Source organism: Rhodoglobus vestalii (assembly GCF_006788895.1).
GTDB lineage: Bacteria > Actinomycetota > Actinomycetes > Actinomycetales > Microbacteriaceae > Rhodoglobus > Rhodoglobus vestalii.
In genome coordinates, this window is sequence record NZ_VFRA01000001.1 from 2,648,379 (window position 1) to 2,668,796 (window position 20,418).

At 59.7% G+C, this 20,418-nt stretch carries 21 protein-coding genes, 1 tRNA gene and 1 pseudogene; 18 read left to right on the plus strand and 5 right to left on the minus strand.

The features are described 5' to 3' along the window. Positions 1 to 3 precede the first annotated feature (3 nt). From FB472_RS13075 to FB472_RS14730, 3 genes and pseudogenes are all read left to right on the plus strand, one after another. Positions 4 to 723, plus strand: coding sequence for a TIGR03943 family putative permease subunit (locus FB472_RS13075; RefSeq protein ID WP_246078230.1), 720 nt, complete (start codon positions 4 to 6; stop codon positions 721 to 723). Then, positions 704 to 2,107, plus strand: coding sequence for an Ig-like domain-containing domain (locus FB472_RS13080; protein WP_246078231.1), 1,404 nt, complete (start codon positions 704 to 706; stop codon positions 2,105 to 2,107). The genes FB472_RS13075 and FB472_RS13080 overlap by 20 nt, the downstream gene beginning before the upstream one ends. A gap of 9 nt (positions 2,108 to 2,116) precedes the next feature. Beyond that, a pseudogene (locus tag FB472_RS14730) lies at positions 2,117 to 2,308 on the plus strand (ACT domain-containing protein); the annotation flags it as partial. Between the two features lie 28 nt (positions 2,309 to 2,336). Here the strand turns inward: FB472_RS14730 and FB472_RS13090 are convergent. Continuing rightward, positions 2,337 to 2,642, minus strand: coding sequence for a DUF4031 domain-containing protein (locus FB472_RS13090; RefSeq protein ID WP_141991255.1), 306 nt, complete (start codon positions 2,640 to 2,642; stop codon positions 2,337 to 2,339). 244 nt (positions 2,643 to 2,886) lie between these two features. On the opposite strand from FB472_RS13090, the gene rplU reads away from it, so the two are divergent. From rplU to FB472_RS13155, 13 genes are all read left to right on the plus strand, one after another. Then, positions 2,887 to 3,195: a 50S ribosomal protein L21 gene (gene rplU / locus FB472_RS13095; protein WP_141991256.1), complete on the plus strand. Its 309-nt coding sequence runs from the start codon at positions 2,887 to 2,889 to the stop codon at positions 3,193 to 3,195. Positions 3,196 to 3,223: 28 nt separating this feature from the next. Continuing rightward, entirely contained in the window at positions 3,224 to 3,475 is a 252-nt protein-coding gene (gene rpmA, locus FB472_RS13100; protein WP_021808948.1) for a 50S ribosomal protein L27, read from the plus strand. Positions 3,476 to 3,610: 135 nt separating this feature from the next. Continuing rightward, positions 3,611 to 5,155, plus strand: a complete 1,545-nt coding sequence (gene obgE, locus FB472_RS13105; RefSeq protein ID WP_141991257.1) for a GTPase ObgE — start codon at positions 3,611 to 3,613, stop codon at positions 5,153 to 5,155. Then, on the plus strand, positions 5,130 to 5,945 hold the full coding sequence (gene proB / locus FB472_RS13110; protein WP_141991258.1) for a glutamate 5-kinase: 816 nt from the start codon (positions 5,130 to 5,132) through the stop codon (positions 5,943 to 5,945). Before obgE ends, proB begins: the two co-directional genes overlap by 26 nt. Before the next feature lie 49 nt (positions 5,946 to 5,994). After that, a complete protein-coding gene (locus FB472_RS13115) occupies positions 5,995 to 7,263 on the plus strand; it encodes a glutamate-5-semialdehyde dehydrogenase (protein WP_141991259.1) in 1,269 nt (422 codons plus the stop codon). Positions 7,264 to 7,293: 30 nt separating this feature from the next. Further along, positions 7,294 to 7,488: a hypothetical protein gene (locus FB472_RS13120; protein WP_141991260.1), complete on the plus strand. Its 195-nt coding sequence runs from the start codon at positions 7,294 to 7,296 to the stop codon at positions 7,486 to 7,488. A 9-nt stretch (positions 7,489 to 7,497) separates the two neighbouring features. After that, positions 7,498 to 8,103: a nicotinate-nucleotide adenylyltransferase gene (gene nadD, locus FB472_RS13125; RefSeq protein ID WP_141991261.1), complete on the plus strand. Its 606-nt coding sequence runs from the start codon at positions 7,498 to 7,500 to the stop codon at positions 8,101 to 8,103. Then, positions 8,100 to 9,605 (plus strand): hypothetical protein, encoded by a 1,506-nt coding sequence (locus tag FB472_RS13130; RefSeq protein WP_141991262.1) that lies wholly within the window; start codon positions 8,100 to 8,102, stop codon positions 9,603 to 9,605. Before nadD ends, FB472_RS13130 begins: the two co-directional genes overlap by 4 nt. Before the next feature lie 41 nt (positions 9,606 to 9,646). Further along, the gene (gene rsfS / locus FB472_RS13135) at positions 9,647 to 10,036 is read left to right on the plus strand and encodes a ribosome silencing factor (protein WP_021808955.1); all 390 of its coding nucleotides are present in this window, start codon (positions 9,647 to 9,649) and stop codon (positions 10,034 to 10,036) included. 146 nt (positions 10,037 to 10,182) lie between these two features. Further along, positions 10,183 to 11,172: a methionine ABC transporter ATP-binding protein gene (locus tag FB472_RS13140; RefSeq protein WP_141991263.1), complete on the plus strand. Its 990-nt coding sequence runs from the start codon at positions 10,183 to 10,185 to the stop codon at positions 11,170 to 11,172. Further along, positions 11,169 to 11,870 (plus strand): methionine ABC transporter permease, encoded by a 702-nt coding sequence (locus tag FB472_RS13145; protein ID WP_141991264.1) that lies wholly within the window; start codon positions 11,169 to 11,171, stop codon positions 11,868 to 11,870. The genes FB472_RS13140 and FB472_RS13145 overlap by 4 nt, the downstream gene beginning before the upstream one ends. 77 nt (positions 11,871 to 11,947) lie before the next feature. Beyond that, positions 11,948 to 12,775 carry a MetQ/NlpA family ABC transporter substrate-binding protein gene (locus tag FB472_RS13150; protein WP_141991265.1) on the plus strand — a complete coding sequence of 276 codons (828 nt, stop codon included), beginning with the start codon at positions 11,948 to 11,950 and terminating at the stop codon, positions 12,773 to 12,775. Between the two features lie 176 nt (positions 12,776 to 12,951). Then, positions 12,952 to 13,028: transfer RNA gene (locus FB472_RS13155), tRNA-Ala, on the plus strand. A 134-nt stretch (positions 13,029 to 13,162) separates the two neighbouring features. On the opposite strand, the gene FB472_RS13160 is transcribed toward FB472_RS13155, so the two are convergent. From FB472_RS13160 to FB472_RS13180, 4 genes are all read right to left on the minus strand, one after another. Beyond that, positions 13,163 to 14,362, minus strand: a complete 1,200-nt coding sequence (locus FB472_RS13160) for a cation:proton antiporter (protein ID WP_141991266.1) — start codon at positions 14,360 to 14,362, stop codon at positions 13,163 to 13,165. 9 nt (positions 14,363 to 14,371) lie between these two features. Then, positions 14,372 to 14,866 carry a cation:proton antiporter regulatory subunit gene (locus FB472_RS13165; protein ID WP_141991267.1) on the minus strand — a complete coding sequence of 165 codons (495 nt, stop codon included), beginning with the start codon at positions 14,864 to 14,866 and terminating at the stop codon, positions 14,372 to 14,374. Positions 14,867 to 15,056: 190 nt separating this feature from the next. Then, positions 15,057 to 15,296: a hypothetical protein gene (locus FB472_RS13175; protein WP_141991268.1), complete on the minus strand. Its 240-nt coding sequence runs from the start codon at positions 15,294 to 15,296 to the stop codon at positions 15,057 to 15,059. Beyond that, on the minus strand, positions 15,290 to 16,768 hold the full coding sequence (locus FB472_RS13180; protein WP_141991269.1) for an SDR family oxidoreductase: 1,479 nt from the start codon (positions 16,766 to 16,768) through the stop codon (positions 15,290 to 15,292). The genes FB472_RS13175 and FB472_RS13180 overlap by 7 nt, the downstream gene beginning before the upstream one ends. Positions 16,769 to 16,886: 118 nt before the next feature. Between FB472_RS13180 and FB472_RS13185 the strand changes: the two genes are divergently transcribed. Both FB472_RS13185 and FB472_RS13190 read left to right on the plus strand, forming a co-directional pair. Beyond that, positions 16,887 to 17,780 (plus strand): DMT family transporter, encoded by an 894-nt coding sequence (locus tag FB472_RS13185; protein WP_141991270.1) that lies wholly within the window; start codon positions 16,887 to 16,889, stop codon positions 17,778 to 17,780. Between the two features lie 40 nt (positions 17,781 to 17,820). After that, positions 17,821 to 20,370 carry a DEAD/DEAH box helicase gene (locus FB472_RS13190; protein ID WP_141991271.1) on the plus strand — a complete coding sequence of 850 codons (2,550 nt, stop codon included), beginning with the start codon at positions 17,821 to 17,823 and terminating at the stop codon, positions 20,368 to 20,370. The last annotated feature ends 48 nt before the right edge of the window (positions 20,371 to 20,418 follow it).

Sequence of the window (20,418 nt, forward strand, 5' to 3'; positions counted from 1 at the left end):
GGCGTGATTCTCATCGTCATCGCCGTGAGCGCCACCGTGTGGCTTGCGGTAACCCAGCAACTGGTTCTCTATATTCACCCGCGCTATATCGTCTTCACCGTGATCATGGCAGCGATCGCGCTTGCATTGGGTGTGATGAGTGTCGCTGTTCGCCCACGCAGCCCAGAGGAACCCGCAGTCTCGAAGGGCTGGGCAAAGATTGTCGGCATCACTGCGCTGGTGCTCTCCGGCGTCGTTGCGGTATCGCTCATTGTTGTCCCACCAGCAACGCTCTCGAGCGCGACAGCCAGCCAGCGGGACATTGTGGGTTCGACGGTGGGCAGCGATAGCCAGAATGCGGATGACGTTGCCAACGCCGATGAGTCCCTGATTGCGAGCTTCACTGTGGTCGACTGGGCGTCGCTGCTGCGCCAGACCAGCGATCCGAGTTTCTATGCCGACAAGACCGCAACCGTGGTGGGTTTCATCACCGAAAGTGAAGATGACCCGGAGAACATTTTCTATCTGTCTCGGTTCACCGTAACCTGCTGTGCGGTCGACGCTCAGCCAACAGGAATCGCTGTTTATGCACCGAACTGGAAAAACAGTTTTGCGGTTGACGCGTGGGTGGAGGTCACCGGTCTTTTTGAGATCAACCCTAGTTCGCGCAGCGATGCGTCGCTGGTTCTTGTTCCCAACGAATTGAGCGGGGTGGAGCGGCCGAGTGAGCCATATCTCTACTAGCCGACGCTCCGGGCACTCGCGTCCGGGCATCCGCTCTTTTCGTCAGGCATTTGGCTGGACTGTTGGAGTGCTGTTGGCGCTGTGTGGGGTATTTTTGGCCCTCGGTTATCTGCAGGGGCCAAAGCTCTCCAGCGCACAACTTGACGCGGATGCCGTTGTTTCTTCCGCTGATCAAACGTTGCGACTTTTTCTGAATCAATCAGTCGCTGCCGTTGCGGTGGATGCCGTCACCGTGGAGCCGGCCGCCGCTGTGAGCGTCACTAGCGAGGCAGATCTGGTGTCGTTGACCTTCGACGGGCCTCTGGAATACAACACGGCCTACACGGTTACCGTTGACGACGTCGTGAGTATCTCTGGTGGCTCGGCGTCAACGATTGACTATTCTTTCACTACGGGTGAGCCGGAGCTCTACTACCTTGACCGCGGTGAGCCAACCGATGAGATCGTTCAAACCGGGCTGAGTGGAAGTGCGCGTTCGGTGCTTTTTGCGGGCGAGGGAATCCAAGAGTTTGTTCCGGTGGGGGAGCTTTTGGCGGTAACGACCGCCAGCGCTGATCGTATTGGCACGCTGCAACTCGTCAATCCTCAGACGGGGATCACCGAACGAGTGTTGCTCCCCGAGGTGGGGGAGGTCGCAGATCTTGATGCCTCGCGTTCGGGGTCAACTCTCGGGTTCACTATCTCGAGCGTTGACCGGGGCCCCAATGAGACTATTTCGCACACGCTGTACACCGTCGATGTTGACCGGGGGCGCGACGTTGTTGCGGTGGCCGGCATTGATGGTGAACCGATGCGGGTGCTGGGATGGCAGTTCATTCCGGGAACCTCAAATATCGTGGCTCTCACTACCGACACCACGGTTGTGAGAGTCGACCTGGCAAGCGGTGACGTCGTGCCGCTCGGTCAATATTTCGAATTCGATCGAGTCTCGGCCGATGGTACTCATGTCGTTCTGACCGATCCACGCGGCAGCGCAGCAGTGTCTCTGAGCGATGGATCCGAGACCCGACTTTTTCCCTCTCCTATTGATGACGAGCAGCCATTCTTGGGTCAGGCCGATGTGGATGCCACGGGTGCTTTGATCGCCAAAATGGTGTTGGTGGGTCAGACAGCGGGTACCTTCAGCAGCGTGCTCGCCTATGACGACGGTGATGTTTCGCGCGTCCTGTACCAAACTGTTGACGACAAGGGTGCGATTCTCGACTTTCGAGTTTCACCCAATGGACAGTTTGTTGCGGTGGAGGTTCACCCAAACTTTTCTGTATTCGACTCTGACGAATATGTGATGGCCGCACGGCCGCGCAGTGTGACAACGTACATCGTTGAGGTCGCTACCGGCGCGGTCACTCGCAGCGTTGAGGGGTTCGGCGCGGTGTGGCGATAAGTTTGATCCGTGAGCGCAATTTCTGATCTGAACACACTGCTGGCCGAGATGGAGCCTCGACTCAACCGCGGAGTCTTCGTGTTCGCTACGGTTGCAGAGCTTCGTGATGTTGAGATTGACACTGTGGTTGCCTTGGTTGTGGAGGCTGAAGGCATCTCGGTGGTGATGACGGAGTCGGATGCCCTTCGCCAGTCGATCTCCTTCGAATTTCGTTCGGCGTGGATCACTCTCACGGTGAACTCTGCCCTCGAGGCGGTGGGACTGACGGCAGCCTTCGCTCGCGCTGCGATATGCGGAGGCCACTCGCTTCAAGACTGCGCACAAACTCTCGCACTGACACCGGTTGTGCGCCCAGGCCAACAAGTTGCTCCCACATGCGGGCGGGAACGTCATAGTGGTCAAGGTCAAAGCCTTGGCGGGGGATACCGGCGCGATGGGCAAAGTCGTGCAATTCATCGAGCGAAGTGTCGCTGATGATGTGCGCCCACACCGTGTTGTGCGCTGGCCAGATCGGCTGGTCGATCAACACAGTCATTTGCTCAGCATAATTGAGGGCAGATCGTGACGGTGCGGTTTTGACCGGGTGCCCTTGTGCGGCGTACTATTGCTTTCGCTGCGCTTGAACTTTGTTCGCAATCGTCGCGATTGTGATCCGTGTCGTTTGACCGGGAGTGCCCACGTCGAGTATTGTAGTTCCTTGGTGTGTGCTGGGCGTTGCCCGCAGAATTCACCACAAGCTTCAGTAGTTCTAGCTATTAATCGTTAAGTAAGGGTCAAAAGTGGTTTACGCAGTTGTGCGCGCCGGTGGGCGGCAGGAGAAGGTAGAGGTTGGCACTGTTGTCGTTCTCGACCGCATCGCAGCCGACAAGAACGGCAATGTCGAGCTCGCTCCAGTTCTGTTCGTTGATGGCGACAAGATCACTCACGACGCCAAGGCGCTCGAGAAGATCAAGGTCGTTGCTGAGGTTCTGAACGACGAGCGCGGTCCTAAGATCGTGATTCAGAAGTTCAAAAACAAGACCGGTTACAAGGTTCGCCAGGGTCACCGCCAAGAGCTGACCCGCATCAAGATCACCAGCATCAACTAGCTGACGAGCGTAAAGGACTTCCAAGACAATGGCACATAAAAAGGGCGCAAGCTCCACCCGTAACGGTCGTGACTCTAACGCTCAGCGCCTCGGCGTAAAGCGCTTCGGCGGCCAAGTTGTTCTCGCCGGCGAGATTCTCGTTCGTCAGCGTGGCACCCACTTCCACCCCGGCGTCAACGTCGGGCGCGGTGGAGACGACACACTGTTCGCGCTCTCCGCGGGCTCAGTACAGTTTGGTGCCAAAGGCGGCCGCAAAGTCGTCAACATCGTCACCGTTTAGTTTCATCGGTGCCTGTTCGCAGGCGACCGGTACAGCGAAGAGCGAGCTTCGGCTCGCTCTCGCCATTTAACACAGCACCAGCCATTTACACAGCACAAGCTCGGCCCGTGACTCACAAGAATAGGAGGAACCATCATGGCATCGTTCGTCGACCAGGTAACCCTCCATCTCGTGGCAGGACACGGCGGAAACGGCTGTGTCTCAGTCAAGCGTGAAAAGTTTAAGCCGCTTGCCGGTCCCGACGGTGGCAACGGAGGCGACGGCGGTGACATTGTTCTTTTCAGCGACCCCCAGGTCACTACACTTCTGAACTTCCACCGTTCGCCGCACCGCAAGTCGCAGCACGGTCAGCCAGGGCAAGGTGACCACAAAGCCGGTACGGCGGGCTTAGAAATGCTGCTCTCCGTTCCCGTTGGCACGCTCGTCCGTGATCAGGCCGGCGAGATTCTGCTCGATATGGATGAACCCGGCATGCGCTTGGTCGTTGGCCCAGGTGGCCAGGGGGGCCTCGGAAACGCGGCTCTGTCATCCACGAAGCGTAAGGCTCCCGGTTTCGCTCTGCTCGGAACGCCCGGGTTTGAGGGCGACATCTTCCTCGAACTCAAAACGGTGGCCGATGTGGCACTCGTGGGATACCCCTCGGCGGGCAAGTCGAGTTTGATTGCAGCGATGAGTGCAGCAAAGCCGAAGATTGCCGATTACCCGTTCACGACGCTGCATCCAAACTTGGGCGTTGTTGAGTCTGGCGATGTTCGCTACACGATTGCCGACGTTCCCGGTTTGATCGAGGGTGCAAGCGAGGGCAAGGGTCTTGGGCTCGAATTTTTGCGCCACGTCGAGCGGTGTACCGCCCTGTTGCACGTTCTTGACTGCGCAACGCTCGAGCCCGGTCGTGACCCGATCAGCGATCTCGATGTAATTCTCGGCGAACTGGCCGCCTATCCTGTACCTGAGGGTCAGAAGCCATTACTTGAGCGCGAGCAGCTCATCGCGCTGAACAAAATCGATGTCACTGACGGTAGTGAGCTTGCAGATCTCGTGAAGAGCGAGCTTGAAGGGCGCGGCTACCGTGTTTTCGAGGTCTCCGCTGTCTCGCACGCCGGCCTGCGCGAACTCTCGTTTGCGCTAGCGGCTCTGGTGCTCGCCGATCGCGAGGCTCAGAACTCCGAACCTGTCAGTCAACGAATCGTTCTTCGCCCGCGTGCGGTGAACGCGAAGGACTTCGTCGTCAAGGTCGAGGGTGGTACCTACGGAAACGTGTATCGCGTGGTTGGTGACAAGCCTGAGCGTTGGGTTGCACAAACAGACTTCACGAATGAGGAAGCGGTCGGCTATCTGGCAGACCGGTTGGCTCGACTCGGTGTCGAAGACGAGCTATTCAAATCGGGTGCCGTTCCCGGCTCCACGGTAATTATTGGTGCCGGCGGCGGCGTTGTCTTCGACTGGGAGCCCACACTTTCGTCCGCGGCCGAGCTGCTGGTCGCCCCGCGAGGAACCGACCCACGTCTCGACGATAACCCGCGTGAAACCAACCGCAGCCGTCGTCGCAACTATCTTGAGCGCATGGATGCCAAGGCGGCAGCCCGCGCCGAACTCCAGTCGGAGCGCGAAGCCGGCGTCTGGGTAGACGACGAAGGTTTCGCGGTCGAGAAAGATGTTGACTCGGAGAACCGTGACTAGCAAGCCTGCCGTGCGCGCCGACATCCCTCGTGCGGGTCGCATCGTTGTCAAAGTCGGATCGTCCTCGGTCAGCGGTGTTAACGTCGGTCAAATCGGCGCTCTCGTTGATGCGCTTGCCGCAGCCCATGCAACAGGTTCAGAAGTCATTCTGGTGTCGTCGGGTGCGATTGCTACGGGCATCCCATTCTTGAAGCTCGATGGTCGCCCTACCGATCTTGCGACACAGCAAGCCGCAGCGGCAGTGGGCCAAAATGTGCTTATCTACCGCTATCAAGAAAGCTTCGATCGCTACGGGGTCGTCGCGGCTCAGATTTTGCTCACTGCGGGTGACATGGAGAATCCCACTCACCACAGCAATGCCCAACGGGCCATGGAACGGCTGCTTGGCCTGAAGATTTTGCCCATCGTCAATGAAAACGACACGGTGGCAACCCACGAGATCCGGTTTGGTGACAACGACCGCTTGGCCGCTCTCGTCTCGGTTCTTGTGCGGGCAGACATGCTTGTTTTGCTGTCCGATATTGACGCGCTGTATACAAAACCGCCGTCGGAACCGGGCGCGGAACGTATCAACTTCGTCGCGTTCGACGACGACCTCGCCGAAGTCACATTCGGCGATATCGGTATCGCAGGCGTCGGCACCGGGGGTGCGGGAACTAAAGTCGCGGCGGCGAAGCATGCGGCGGCCGCAGGGATACCCGTATTGCTGGCCGAAACCGGTAGCGTGGCGGCTGCATTGGCCGGAGCATCCATCGGCACCTGGTTCGAAGCGGATGCCGCGGCTCTGTAGTGGTCTGTAGCGGTCGATAGGTCTCGGGTCGCGCGGCTACACTCTGGTTATGGTTGATTCCGCAGTAATCGGGCACGCGATAGCCGAGAAACTCACCGCCGCCCGTGCCGCCTCTCGCACACTCTCTACACTCACGACGGTGCAGAAAAACGCCGCTCTCGCTGCGATCGCCCGAGACCTTACGACCAACGCAGAGCAGATCATCGCAGCGAATGAGCTCGACAGCGAGCGGGGCAGAGTCGGCGGCATGGCCGAGGGGCTTCAGGATCGTCTTCGGCTGACGCACGCTCGCATCGAGCAGCTCTCTGAGGCAGTTCGGGAGATCATCGAGCTGCCCGATCCTGTCGGCACTATGGTGCGTGGGGCGGTGCTCCCCAATGGTCTTTCGGTCTCTCAAGTGCGTGTGCCGTTTGGCGTGATCGGTGCCATCTATGAGGCTCGGCCGAACGTGACGATCGATATTGCCGCGCTGGCGCTCAAGAGCGGTAACGCGGTCGTGCTTCGTGGTGGTTCAGCCGCCGAGGAATCCAATCGGGTACTCGTCGAGATCATCCAGGCGGCGCTTCGAAGCGTGGGTGTCGAGCCAACCGCAGTGCAAACAGTGGATGAGTTTGGCCGTGGCGGGGCACAGGCGCTCATGCGGGCGCGAGGTTTCGTTGATGTGCTGATTCCTCGGGGGAGTGCTCAGCTCATCCAAACGGTTGTTGACGAGTCGACCGTTCCGGTCATTGAGACGGGGGCTGGGGTAGTGCACGTGTTCCTTGACGAATCCGCCGATGAGACCACCGCGATCGAGATTGTGCACAACGCCAAAGTGCAGCGACCCAGCGTCTGCAACGCGCTTGAGACCCTGCTGGTGCACGAAGCGGCAGCCGAGCGCCTCATTCCCGGAGTGCTCACAAAGCTTGCCGAAGCTGGTGTGACCATTCATGCGGATGAGCGCACGCGGGAGCTGTTCCCGGAGTGTCTAGTTGCTGGCGATGACGCTTGGGGCGTTGAGCATTTGAGTCTCGACATCGCAGTGCGTGTCGTCGCAGACCTCGATGCAGCTATCGACCACATCACAACGTATTCGACCAAACACACCGAATCGATCATTACCAACGATCTGGCTAATGCTGACCGTTTTCTGGCGGAGGTGGACTCCGCGGTGGTGATGGTGAACGCATCGACACGGTTTACGGATGGCGCGGAGTTTGGGTTTGGGGCCGAAGTCGGTATTTCTACCCAGAAGCTCCACGCGCGAGGGCCCATGGGGTTGCCAGAACTCACCAGCACGAAGTGGGTCGTGCGCGGCAGCGGTCAGGTGCGCGGCTAGACTGTTAGCGGTTTTCTGAATGGAGATGTAATGTCGATTTTTCTGAACGTGTTTGCTTCGACCGAAGAGCTCGCACCGCTGGTTTTGCCAGTGCTCGCGTTCCCGCTTATCGCGGCGGTCCTTTTGACGACTCTTGGTTTTGTCACCTGGAGCTTTCGTGACGTAGCGAACCGCCAAGGCGTTAAGCCCTCGAAGGCTGGCAGCGCTCACGACGCAGGCCACTAGGGTCTATTCATGTCGGCCGAAACGGCGCCGCGGCGGTCGCGCATCGGCATTATGGGTGGCACTTTTGATCCCATCCACAACGGCCATCTTGTGGCGGCCAGTGAGGCGCAAGAACAGTTTGAGCTTGACGAGGTAATTTTTGTTCCGACGGGCAAGCCGTGGATGAAATCGACGGTGACAGCCGGGGAACACCGCTATCTGATGACGGTAATCGCGACGGCCGCGAACCCCGGCTTCAATGTCAGTCGCGTCGACTTAGAGCGCGAAGGCGCGACCTACACGATCGACACTCTCCGCGACATGCGAAAGGCGTATCCCGACGCCGATCTGTTCTTCATCACTGGTGCGGACGCGATGACCCAAATCATGGAGTGGAAAGACGTTTCAGAGGTCTGGGACCTTGCTCACTTCATAGCAGTTTCACGGCCAGGACACCCCCTAACCATTAGCGGATTGCCTACGCAAGGCGTAAGCTCGTTAGAAGTGCCGGCGCTTGCGATCTCATCCACTGATTGCCGAACCAGAGTGAGTCAGGGCTCACCCGTCTGGTATTTGGTTCCGGATGGTGTCGTTCAATACATCGCTAAGCACCATTTGTATCGGAGTATGCCATGACCACTTTTCACGATCCGCAGCCGCAATCGCGGCGCGCGGCACGTCAGAGTGAGCGCGAACGAGCTGCCGACGAGCAGTCTTCCACAGAGGGTTTCACGACCTTCCCGGCGAAGGATGTGGCGGGGGAAGCCGCTGACAGCGCGGTTGAAGATCAGGCTGATGGCACTCCCACCAGTTCAAGCGATTCTGCCCCGACGGCTACCGTCTCAAGTGATTCGCCAACGTCATCAACTTCCGGCCCGTCGGGCGAGGAGGCGTACCTGAGCGCACCTCCGCCGTCGCCGCAAACACAGTATTCCCACTTCGCGCCCCCGGCACCCTCCCCTGCGCAGGCGCCATCAGTCGAACAAGCGCCGTCTGCCGAACAGGCATCGCCGGTCGAACAAGCATCGCCGGTTTCAGAAACTGCTACTCCCGGCACGCTTGCGGCGGACGAAGAAGACGCGCCAGAGCGCACTCTGACCCGTCGTGAACTCCGTGAGCTCCGCGCACGTCAAGAAGCAGAGGTAGCTCCCGCAGTTGCGGCCCTAACGGTTGAGTCAGAGACCCCGGTGTACCTTGAGCCGCCAGCTCTAATCGATCCGCTCGCAGTGGTTCCTGAGGCGGCATCTTCTAGTGCGTCATCAGAAGATGCCCTCAGCGCATTCGAATCATTGCTTGCGAATGCCGACGGCTCGGCAAAAGAGGCGGCAACTAACGCTGCGCCTCCATCACCGCTCGCTGACGTGCTGCGGGGGGCAGGCTCGTCGGCATCAGCCTCCACAATTGATGAGCCGCAGAATCCGACAGGGGAACCGCAGCCGGAAGCTCAGCACACCATGGCTGACCTGTTCGGTTTCGACCCTGAATCCTCGAACGAACATTCTGCGCCGACAGCTGACGAAACGGCGGCAAACCTCAGCACTGTGCGCAGAGAGTTTGACGATCTGGCACGAAAGCGTCTCGATGGTGAGCTTCTCTCCGCCGAGGTCGACCCTGCCGCGCCCCACGATGCGCACAGCTCTTCACCACTTGTCGATGCCGCGGGGGTAAAGCTTGCGCCCACAGGACACTGGTCTCGACAGGCTGCCGCTGACGATGAACCGAGTGGCTCCATCATTTCTCGAACCATTGGCAGCGGAACAAACACAACAAGCGCACTAGTCTTGCCCGCCATTCCGTTCGCGACAGACATCCGCGGTCTGCTTAATTCACACGGAGAGCCGGTGCTCACGGGATCGATCGATCTGCCCAGCACACTCTCTGCCAGTGGCGTGTCTGACCGCTTCGATCGATCAGACATCGATTCTCTGCTCGACCTCAATGACAGCGATATCGTTTCAACCGATTCGGCACCCGTTCGTGCGGTCACAGCGGTAAGCACGTTCTCGAATCAGTCCGTCACGCAGACGCAGAAGCCGAAGGGCACGCGCGCACTGACGGTGCTGCTGATTTCGGCGGCGTCAATGGCGGTCGTAGTCGCCGGACTTCTTGTGGCGGCTTTTGCTTTCAACATGTTGTAAATTTAACTCTTTTCCGACAGCTTTTTGCGATTAAGGATCCTGTGACTGCTTCTCCTCGTTCTCTCGAGCTTCTCTCCGTAGTCGCCACCGCCGCCGATGCCAAGCAGGCAACGGATATGGTTGCACTAGATGTCACCGGGCCGACACCATACACCGATGTATTCTTCTTGGCGACGGGGCGAAACGAACGCAACGTTCAGTCAATCGCATCCGAGATCGAAGAAAAGATGATCGAGGCCGGAGTCAAACCGATGCGTCGTGAGGGTCGGGCTGAGGGGCGGTGGATCCTGCTTGACTTCGGGTACATCGTGGCACACATCTTCCATGAAGAAGACCGTCTCTACTACTCGCTTGATCGTTTGTGGAGTGACTGCCCGGTAATCCCCGTCACGATTGCAGAAAAGGCTGAGCCCGAAGCAGACTCCGTTTAGTCAGCTTTTCTTGCTGGTTGGGTTAGTGTGCTTCACAGTTCGTAACTCAATTTCGATTCCCCACAGTGAACTGGTTGTGTTGATTCAGCCGGGCAGTTAGACCCCGCGGCAGTCCGAAAGGGCTCGTCTTCACTACCAGGGGTTTCATGATCACGCTCACTTCCGTCACCAAAGTTTTTGGTGCCGCAACGAACCCCGTTCGTGCGCTCGATGGGGTGAGCCTTGCGGTTGATGCCGGCGAGATCTTTGGTGTGATTGGCCAAAGCGGTGCGGGCAAGAGCACGCTCATCCGTACAGTCAACCTTCTTGAGCGGCCGGATTCGGGTTCTGTTTCTGTCGCCGATCGTGAACTCACAGCACTCAGTGACCGCGACCTGCTTCATGCCCGGCGCGAGATTGGCATGGTCTTTCAACAGTTCAATCTGCTCGATAGCCGCACAGTGCGGGGCAACGTTGAGCTTGCCCTCGAAGTTGTGGGTGTGGGCCGGCGTGAACGGGCCAGCCGGACCAATGAAATTCTCGAACTTGTGGGCCTCGAAAATAAAGCTAACCAGTACCCCGCACAGCTCTCTGGCGGTCAGAAGCAGCGCGTTGGCATCGCCCGCGCGTTGGCATCCCGCCCCCGAGTGTTGCTGAGTGACGAAGCAACCAGCGCCCTCGATCCCGAAACCACCCACTCAATTCTTCAGTTGCTGAAGAGCCTCAATCGTGACCTCGGCCTCACCATTCTGCTGATAACCCATGAGATGGATGTCGTCAAAAGCATCTGCGATTCGGCGGCGCTCATGAGTGGTGGCCGCATTCTCGAGCAGGGCCGTTTGGTCGATTTGCTCGCCCAGCCAGGCTCACAGCTTGCTCGTGGCCTGTTTCCTCTTGGGGAGCTGCCTGACGGCAACTCCACCGTGATCGATGTCACTTTTGTGGGCTTGTCGTCGGCGCGCCCGGTGGTTGCGCGACTGGCGCGCACCCATCAGCTCGACGTCGGTTTGTTGGGTGCGGCGATGGAGACCATTGGCGGTGCGCAGTCTGGGCGAACTCGCCTCGAACTTCCGGGGACGATCGATGCGCACACCGCCGCGATTAGTGACCTGCGCGCCCAAGGGCTTGTTGTTGAGATTGTGAGGAGCGGGCGATGATCGATTCCACTGCTCCCGACTTTTGGCCACAGCTCTTCGAAACACTGCTTAGGGCAACGGGGGAGACGCTCTACCAGGTGGGTGTCACGATGCTCATCACCCTCATTCTTGGGCTGGCGGCGGGCACACTGCTGGTGATCACTGATCGCGGCGGCATCCTGGAGAGTCCTTTCGGCAGCATTGCCGCTGGTCGGATCATCAACGGGGTGCTTCAGGCGGTGGTGAATCTGGGGCGATCAATTCCGTTCATCATTCTGATGATTGCGCTCATCCCATTCACAAGGTTTCTACTGGGATCGGCATTCGGTGTGACGGCCGCGATTGTGCCTCTCGCGGTGGCGGCGATCCCGTTCTATGCACGCATCGTTGAGATCTCACTGCGCGAGGTGAGTGAGGGGTTGGTTGAGGCCGGGCTGTCCCTGGGCGCCACTCGCTGGCAGCTGGTGTCGAAAGTTATTGTTCCCGAGGCTGTGCCTGGCCTCATCCGTGGCTTTACCACGACAGTGGTGTCGATTGTGAACTACTCGGCAATCGTGGGCGCGATTGGCGGTGGCGGGCTCGGCGATGTCGCTATTCGCTATGGTCATCAGCGCTACAGCGTCATCCACATTGTCGCGGTGATTATCGTGCTGGTCGCGATTGTGCAGATCGTGCAGGCCGTTGGTGCCCGTCTGGCCAACCGAATGTCGCACCGCTGACGTCGTCGGCGGCTTACCCCTGAGTAGTTTTCTCGATTCACCCACCCCTGTTTGTTCACCCATCACGAAGGATTGTTATGTCACGCTCCAAGTTTTTCTCCCTCCCCACTGTGGCCGCCGCAGGCGTTCTTGCGTTGACTTTGGCCGGATGCTCGGCTCCCGCTGAAGAATCGGCACCCACTGACGGCACCCTCGGTTCGCTCACCGTCGGGGCCACAGCAACGCCCGCCGGTGAGATCGTTCAGTTTCTGATTGACAGCGGGCAGGCTGAGGCCGCTGGTCTCGAACTCGACATTGTGGAGTTCACCGACTACACCACGCCGAACCCGGCACTCAGCGAGGGTAGCCTCGATGTGAACCTGTTCCAGCACGCACCCTTCTTGGAGCTCTACAACGAGAACACGAACGGCACCCTTGCGGTTGTTGGTCAGGTCTACCTTCCGCCTCTGGCGCTGTACTCGAAGACCGTCGATGAGCTCACTGACCTTAAGGATGGCGCAAGCATCGCACTACCGAACGATGCGAGCAATGAAGGCCGGGCGCTGCTGCTGCTTGCGGATGCGGGGCTCATCCAGACCACCGACGCGCCATCAACGGTTGCCGACATCACTGCGAACCCCAACGGCTTCGACTTTATCGAAATCGACGCGGCAAGCCTGCCGTCCGCGCTCGATGACAAGGATGCGGCCATCGTGAACTTCAATTACGCCGGAGCCGCAGGCCTCACTGGTGATTTGCAGTTGGTAACGGAACCCACTACGAGCTCGTTCTATAACGTGTTGGCCACTCGCGATGAGCTCACGGGCGACCCGCGCGTGCTGAAGCTCTACGAACTGCTCACCTCCGATGAAACGAAGGCATACATCAACGACTTCTATGCCGGGCTCGTAATCCCCGTCTCCTAGCCGGAACGGTGCGCTCACTGAGGTAAGCACCTCAGTGTCTGTGGGCCTGTCGGCATCGGTTTCGATGCCGACAGCCCCCGGACTCATCGCCACCGAGCCCGACGAATGGTTTTGGAGGTGCCGCGTGTGTAGTAATCTTGAGAAGTTGCATTTTTGGTAACGAAAATTAGACAAATGGGTCCATGGCGCAGCCCGGTAGCGCACCTGCATGGCATGCAGGGGGTCAGGGGTTCGAATCCCCTTGGATCCACCATTTTTCTGTCTCAGGACGGGAATGTCTCAGCACACAGGAAACCGTTGAACCTCTGGGCTCGGCGGTTTTCTTGGTTCTCCGACCCAACGATCGGGTTCTCTGGTCTGGCTGCGGAGTGGCTTGTATAGAGCGGTTTACGCGGGCGCTGTTGCCAGCGGCGGTGGGGTTCCCGAGGCTTTTCGCACACGGGCCTTGAACCATTTCGAGTCCGGGATGCGCGCAAGTAGCGGCCCAGCCACGATCGTCATGAGCACGTACGCCGCGGCTAGGGGCGCCAGCATGGGCTCAACTCCGGCGCCGACAGCGAGACCCGCGATCACGATAGAAAACTCGCCCCGGGGGGTCAGAGCGAGACCCGTACGCCAACGGCCAGCGGTAGCGATCCCGGCGCGCTTCGCAGCCAGATAGCCGGAGAGAGTCTTTGTTGCGATGGTGATCACCGCGAGTGCAGCTGCGGGAAGCAAAACCGGAACAATGTCTCCGGGTGCTGTCGAGATCCCAAAAAAGACGAAAAAGACTGCAGCAAAAAGGTCACGGAGGGGGGTGATGAGCTGGGCTGACTGGCGTGCAACAGGACCCGAAATCGCGATGCCGACGAGGAAGGCGCCCACTGCAGCAGAAACACTGACACGCTCTGCAAGGCCAGCAACCAGCATCGTGAGTCCGACAACACCCAAGAGCAGCGCCTCAGCATTCTTGTCCGGAAGTAGTCGCGACAAAACGCGACCGTGACGAAGCGCAACGTAAAGAATGAGCAGCACCACCGCAACAGCGATTGCGACGGTGAAGGCACCCTGCAACAGGCCTGCACCAATAACCAGAGCGGAAAGTACCGGAAGGTAGAACGCCATAGCGAGGTCTTCCATCACCAGAATGGAGAGAATGGTAGGTGTCTCTCGGTTACCAAGTCGCCCCAGATCGCGAACCACCTTTGCGATAACTCCCGATGATGACACCCAGGTGATGCCAGCCAAAGCCACGACGGCGGTAGGTTCCCACCCCAAAAGGATTGCAAATAGGGCGCCGGGCAGCGCATTAAAAACGCCATCCAGAATTCCTGAAATCCGAGATTTCTTGAGGTTCGAGACGAGCTCCTCGGCGGAATATTCCAGACCCAGCATTGTCAGCAACAAAATTACGCCGATTTGCGAACCAACCTCGAAAAACTCTTCAGAAGCATCAAACGGTAAGAATCCACCCTCGCCAATCGCGAGACCCGCAAGAAGGTACAGCGGAATAGCCGAAAAGCCGAAGCGTGAAGCAATACGGCCCAGCACGCTGAGTACCAGCAGGAGAGCGCCAACCTCAATGAGGAGCTGCGTCGTCTCATGCATACGCGGGCCCTAGCTGGGACCGTTGTTGATGAGTTTGCCCAGAGCGTCGAGACCCTTACGGGTACCAACGGCAACAATCACATCGCCCGACTCGAAAACAACTTCAGGGCCGGGTGATGGCAAAACATCACTGCCGCGGGCGATCGCAACGATCGACGCGCTGGTGAGGGTGCGAGCCTTCATATAGCCCATGGGATGACCCACGAAACCAGAACCGCCAGGCAGAGAAATCTCCTCAAAGAAGAGCCCCTCAACCTTCTCGCCGAGAACCGACAACCGGCTTAGCGTGAGCGACGAACCCAAAACCTCTGCGATAGCGGCAGCCTCGTCATCGCTCAGCGAAATTGAGGCCGCATTCGAATCAGGGTCATCCGCGTTGAAGAATGCGAGGTCGCGTTCGCCGGAACGCAGAGAAACCACGCTGACACGGCACCCCGATTTGGTGATCACATCATTGCGAATACCAAAACCGGGAAGATCAATTCTTTCGATTCTTACGCCCACGGCCTCAACTTACCTATTCTCTTGTTGCCACTGTCCAGCCAGCAGCCTACGCCCTTACGGATCTCCCGCGAACCTTCTTCGCCCGAAAACAAGTGCCCCATCACATGAGTGACCCCATCCGCAGGCATGATGCTGGAGCCCACCGAACCCCACACCCCGTCAGGAGCCAAGAAGCCGAGTCGCGCGAAGGCTACTCCGCCGAAGTAGTGCGGCGGCGAGGTGCCGGGGGCGGCGGCACCTCCTTGGCGGCAATCACCCGGGCCAGCTCAATAGTTTCGAGTCCGCGCTTGGTCGCAACAACGCAGTGGGTGTCATCGGCGAGGTGAAAATAGCCGAGGGAGTCGGTGGCGCGGCCATCGTCGATGAGGTGCCGCACAACAACGCGGGTGCCACTTGCCGTGGCGGCGAGAAACTCGGCCGGGGTCACCATGAGCTCTTGTCGTAGTCCTTCAGAAAAATGCCAAACAGGTCTTCGCCGTCTTCGCCGCGCACGATCGGGTCGTAGACCCTGGCCGCACCATCGACAAGGTCGAGCGGCGCATGAAAGCCCTCTTCGGCCAGCCGCACCTTCGTGGGGTGCGGGCGTTCATCCGTGATCCAACCGGTGTCAACACTGGTCATCAGAATCCTATCGGTTTCGAACATTTCGCGTGAGCTGGTGCGGGTCAGCATGTTGACTGCCGCTTTCGCCATGTTGGTGTGGGGATGACCGGGGCCCTTGTAACCGCGGCCGAAAACGCCCTCCATCGCCGACACATTGACGATGTATTTGCGTCGTGACGGCGAGGCAGCCATCGCCGGCCGCAGCGTCGAGATCAGCACGAAGGGTGCGGTGGTGTTGGCGAGCTGCACTTCGAGCATCTCGAGCGGATCAACCTGATCAACATGCTGTGTCCAAGAATTGGTTGAGTCGAGGTCGGGAACGAGCCCTCCCGCATCAATTGCGGTGCCGGCAGCGAGGCGTTGAAGTGAGCTTGACCCCGCCGTCATTGCCTGTTCCGTCAGTTCTTCGGCGCGAGTGGCAGCGGCAGCCAGAATCGGGTGTGCGGCCACCGACTGTGCGAGAGCCTGCGGGTGCGGATCGTTCGTGTGGCCAAAAGTGACAAGTTCGGGCAGCGGGCCATCGGGCAGCGGTGCCAGCTCACCATCGACCAGCGGCTGGTACGCGCCGGGGGAGCGACGAACTGTCTGCGTCGCATTGTTGATCAGAATGTCGAGGGGCCCCTGTTCGGCAACGGACTCGGCAAGCCCGATGACCTGTGCCGGGTCGCGCAAATCAATCCCCACCACGCGAAGCCGATCCAACCAGTCTGCAGAATCGGGCAGGCTCGAGAAACGACGAACCGCATCCCGCGGAAACCGTGTGGTGATTGTCGTGTGGGCGCCATCCCGAAGCAACCGCAGTGCAATGTACATGCCAATTTTCGCGCGACCACCGGTGAGCAGCGCACGCCTGCCAGTGAGGTCTGTGCGCGCGTCACGTTTGGCGTGATTGAACGCGGCGCAGCGCGGGCAGAGCTGGTGGTAGAACGAATCGACAGTCGTATACGGCTGCTTGCAAATGTAGCAGGGGCGCGCTTTGATCAGTTCGCCGGCTGATGGGGTGGTTGTGCTGGTCGAAATCGGGATGCCACGAGTCTCATCGTCGATGCGGTCAGCGGCTCCGGTGGCGGTCGCGCCAATCACTTGGCGATCGGCGTCCGCAATCGTTGCGCGCTTCTCAAGCCGACGCTCCTTCTTGACCGCCTTGAACATTGCGGCGGTCGCCCGTCGAACCGTGACGAAATCGGGGTGCTCCTCGTCGATTCCCGCCATCTGCTGCAAGACTCTGAGGGTCGTGGCAAGTTCCGACGGGTCGACGCCGCTGAGGCCGATGTCGGGAGAGTCGCCTGAATTGAGCACACCAGATTCTACCCGCGGCCAGCAGGCTACGTGCTCCGTCGCACCGTGTTCGTCGCACTGTGATGATGCGTCGAAAACAGTGGGGACCACCGGGGGTTGCGGGCTCTAAACTGGCGCGATGATCCTCAGTGTCGTTCTCGCGCTGGCGGGCTCCCTTTTCTATGGGGTTTCCGACTTTTTTGGTGGTGTGAGCACGCGTCGGCTGAGGGTCGTGCCGGCGACCACGATCATCCACGTGTTCGCCACACTCGCCCTGCTCATCGCCCTGCCCTTTGTGGTCGTTCGGTGGGAGAGTGGTGCCATCACCTGGGGTGCTGTCGCCGGCGTCAGTGCCATCGTTGGGCTTCTCACGTTTTATGCCGCCCTCGCCGATGGCCCCATGAGTCTCGTGGCACCCCTCATCGCGGTGGTGGGTGCTGTCGTTCCGGTAGCTTTCGCCGTCATCAGCGGTGAGCGGTTGCCGGTGCAGGCGTGGATTGCCATCGCCCTGGCGCTCATCAGCGCATTACTCGTTTCCGTCACACGAACGGATGCCGCGGTGCGCGTGCGGCCCCGAACGGTGGTCGTGGGGTTGGTGTCGGGTATCAGCCTAGGAACCGCTCTGATCGCACTGGATCAGGCACCGGAATCCGCCGGCTTGGCTACGGCGGTGGTCGAGATTCTGGTCGGTCTTGGTGCGATGCTTATTTTGTTGGCACTCACTCGGCTGAGCGCGCCTCTTCGACGCTTCTTTGCCCAGTTTGACCATCAGCCCGAAGGTGGCCCCGTTGTGAGCGTGGCCCGGGCACGATTGCTCGCCGCTGCGGGAGGGGTGCTTGTCGGGGCCTCCAACGCTTTCATCCTGTTCGCACTCCAAGCGGGAAGCTTGGCCGTAGTTTCGGTACTCGTTAGTCTCTATCCACTCGCCACGATCGTGCTGGCGCGGTTCACGTTGAACGAGCGGGTCAGCAGAATCCAACTCCTCGGCATGGGGCTCGCGCTGGTGGCCTCCGTCATGCTGGCGCTCAGCTAGTCGGGCAAGAACAGCCCGGTCATCCGGCTACGGTTGAACAATGCCCTCACTCTTGGATGCGCTTCCGACGCCCTACGACGCAGACGCAACCTATGACGCTTTCGTCGGGTGGGCATCCGATCGCGGTCTGAGCCTGTACCCGGCCCAAGACGAAGCCGTGATCGAGCTGGTGTCTGGCGCGAACGTGATCCTGTCGACGCCGACGGGCACCGGAAAGTCGCTGGTGGCGATCGCCGCCCACGCGATCGCGCTGGCGCAGGGCCAACGCACCTTCTACACGGCGCCCATCAAAGCGCTCGTGAGCGAGAAGTTCTTTGCTCTCGTCGAGATCTTCGGGGCGCAGAATGTGGGAATGGTGACCGGCGATTCTTCTGTGAACGCGGATGCACCGATCATCTGCTGCACGGCAGAGATTCTGGCGAACCTCGCTCTACGCGAGGGTGCGGATGCCCGCGTCGACCAAGTCGTGATGGACGAGTTCCATTTCTACGCCGACCCCGATCGCGGCTGGGCGTGGCAGGTGCCGCTGCTGATTCTGCCCAGCGTGCAGTTTGTGCTGATGTCGGCAACCCTTGGTGACATGCAGCCGTTGGCCGACGACCTCAGCCGCCGAACTGGCCGAGAGACCAGCCTGATAACCGGTGTCGAGCGCCCCGTACCGCTGCACTATTCCTGGGCCATCACCCCCATCCACGAAACGGTCGAAGATTTGCTCTCGACGGGGCAAGCGCCGATCTATATCGTGCACTTCTCTCAGGCTGCTGCCCTAGAGCGCGCGCAAGCCATGACGAGCATCAAGGTGGTGTCTCGCGAGCAGCGCGATCAGATCGCCGAAGCGATTGGCGACTTCAGATTCACGACGGTATTCGGAAAAACCCTGTCACGGCTCATTCGGTCCGGGATCGGGGTACATCACGCCGGAATGCTGCCCAAGTACCGGAGGTTGGTCGAGCAGCTTGCCCAGCGCGGGCTGCTGCGGGTCATCTGCGGAACAGACACCCTCGGCGTCGGCATCAATGTGCCCATCCGCACCGTGCTATTGACCCAACTAACCAAGTTTGATGGAACGCGGATGCGGCAGCTGACCGCGCGAGAGTTCCACCAGATCGCCGGTCGCGCCGGTCGCGCAGGCTTCGACACCGCCGGAACGGTTGTGGCCCAAGCACCGGAGCACGAGTCTGACAACGCCAAGATGGTTGCCAAGGCCGGCGACGATCCCAAGAAGCTCCGCAAGCTCGTTCGCAAGAAGCCCCCCGAAGGGTTTGTCACCTGGAGTGAGTCCAGTTTTGAGCGGATGATTGCCGCCGAGCCAGAGCTGCTGACGAGCAACATGCGCATGAATCACGCCATGATCCTCAATGTGATCGCACGCGGGGGAGACGTCTTCTCCAACGTTCGGCATCTGGTCGAAGACAATCATGAGCCCCGACCGAAGCAGCGTGAACTGGCACGCCAGGCGCTCGCAATTTACCGAACCCTGCGCACGGCAGAGATTGTGGAGGAACACCGGGTCGCCGACACCATGATCGTCGATGGCGAAGAAGTTGAGAGCTTCGAGGACCGCATCGAAATTCGGCTCACGGTCGATCTGCAGGCCAACTTCGCGCTCAATCAGCCCCTGTCGCCGTTTGCGGTTGCCTCCTTCGATCTGCTGGATCGCGAGTCACCCACCTACGCGCTTGACATGATCTCGGTGCTCGAGGCAACCCTCGATAATCCTCGCCCAATTCTTTCGCAGCAGCAGTTCATGGCGCGTGGTGAAGCCGTTGCCGCGATGAAAGCGGAGGGGATCGAGTACGACCAGAGAATGGAATTGCTGGAGGAAGTTACGTGGCCAAAGCCCCTCGACGAACTCCTCACAGCGGCTTTCGACATGTATCGCGCCAGTCAGCCATGGATCGGCGACTTCGAGCTCAGCCCCAAAAGTGCGGTGCGCGACCTCTATGAACGGGCCATGACGTTTGCGGACTTTGTCGGCTTTTATGGGCTCGCGCGCAGCGAGGGATTGGTGCTTCGCTATCTTTCGGATGCGTATCGTGCCACCAGGCAGACGATTCCGGATGATGCCAAGACTGACGAACTTCTTGACCTCATCGAGTGGTTGGGGGAGCTTGTTCGTCAGGTCGACTCGAGTCTCATCGACGAGTGGGAGGCCATGACGAACGGGGCCGATAGTGCGACCAGCTCTGAGCCAGTTTCGCCGCCCACCCCGGCATCCGTTGTCACGAATGCGCGAGCGTTTCGGGTGCTGGTGCGCAACGAGATGTTCCGTCGCGTGCAATTGGCGGCCAGAGATGATGCTGTCGCGCTCGGTGAATTGGATGCCGCAGCGGGCTTCGATGAGCAGGCGTGGGGTGATGCGCTCGATCGTTACTTTGACGAGCACGAGACGATGTCGACGGCGGGGGATGCCCGTGGCCCGTCGATGATCGAGATCACCGAGTTGCCCGGCTCCTGGCAGGTTCGCCAGGTTATCGCTGACCCCGCAGAAAACCACGACTGGGCGATTTCAGCGACGGTGGATCTTGCCGAATCTGCGGCGGAAGGGGTCGCCGTGGTGCGCGTTTCTGCATTTGATCGACTCGACTAACTCAGATTTCGGGCATAAACCTTGGCCCTCAGGGTGTTGACTGTGTGT